The following is a 1008-nucleotide window of genomic DNA, read 5'->3' on the forward strand; positions in this document are numbered from 1 at the left end:
TGTTAAGCGCTCTGTTATGAGTTTGATTTTGTAGTCTTCATATTTGCTTGTAGGCAATCCTTTTGCTGTCTTACTGATAATGTTGTAAACATTAGATGCGGTGACTTTACCCAAGCGTGCTTGGAACCATTCTGCTGTTCTTTGTTCCATCTCACACCACCGTTCTTTGTTCTTGTGGTGCATATTCTATATCTTGGACGTGAATATATTCGGCATCTTGTATAGGCGCTTCTATTTGCTTTTGTTGTAGGAAAGATTGTTCTTTTTCATGCTGTCTCTTTTGCAAAACATCCAAAATCCTTTGTGCTCTTTCATCAGGAAGATCTTCAAGCTTTTGGACTCGTCCATACTCAAGCACTTTTTCTTCTTCTGTTTGAGTGATGTTTATTAATTGTTTGATTTGCGTAAGCACGTCATAAGAAACTAACTTCGTTTGTACGTTATGGTTTGCTTCATGGATACGTGCGGCTTCATCTTCTTCATAAATACCGGAAAGCCCGAAAGCATAGCGAGCACATTGTATAGTGGCTTTATGGCGCAACATACGTGCGGGGTATTTTTTCCAAGGTTCACTGTGGGCTTGTTCGCATTCTTTGCGATATTCGGTGACTTCGATAGGGTCTTTAATGCCTTTGAGACGAATAGCACATTTGATAGCAATGATATTCCCATCCTCATTGAGTTGATCTTGAAAGGTCATGCCATCAAAGTCAGGATTTGATTTGATGATCTTTATCCAACCGTCGATAGAAACAACGGGTATGATGCCGCCGCCTTTTTTAGGGAGTGCATAGATTTCTTTTGTTAAAGGGTTAAGTCCATAAGTATTGGCAACAAAAAGAAAAACGGCAAATTCTGCATCAGTGATGACACTAGCATTTTTATCTCCAATACAAGTTTTTATGATTGTGGCTCGAAATTCTTCAGCAGAAAATCCATATTTTTCTGCCATTTCTTTTAAAAAAGTAGAATTTGTCATCTTGATTTCCTACATTGCGCGCAATTCAC

1 protein-coding gene and 1 pseudogene are annotated in these 1008 nt (G+C 38.7%); both read right to left on the minus strand.

What is annotated here, in order from left to right:
• A pseudogene (locus ACFIKD_RS09555) lies at positions 1-150 on the minus strand (exonuclease); the annotation flags it as partial.
• 1 nt (position 151) lies between these two features.
• Positions 152-979 carry a RecT family recombinase gene (locus tag ACFIKD_RS09560; RefSeq protein WP_375635684.1) on the minus strand — a complete coding sequence of 276 codons (828 nt, stop codon included), beginning with the start codon at positions 977-979 and terminating at the stop codon, positions 152-154.
• Between the last annotated feature and the right edge of the window lie 29 nt (positions 980-1008).

This window comes from Bartonella sp. CR84HXZ (assembly GCF_042194535.1).
GTDB classification, from domain to species: Bacteria; Pseudomonadota; Alphaproteobacteria; order Rhizobiales; family Rhizobiaceae; genus Bartonella; species Bartonella grahamii.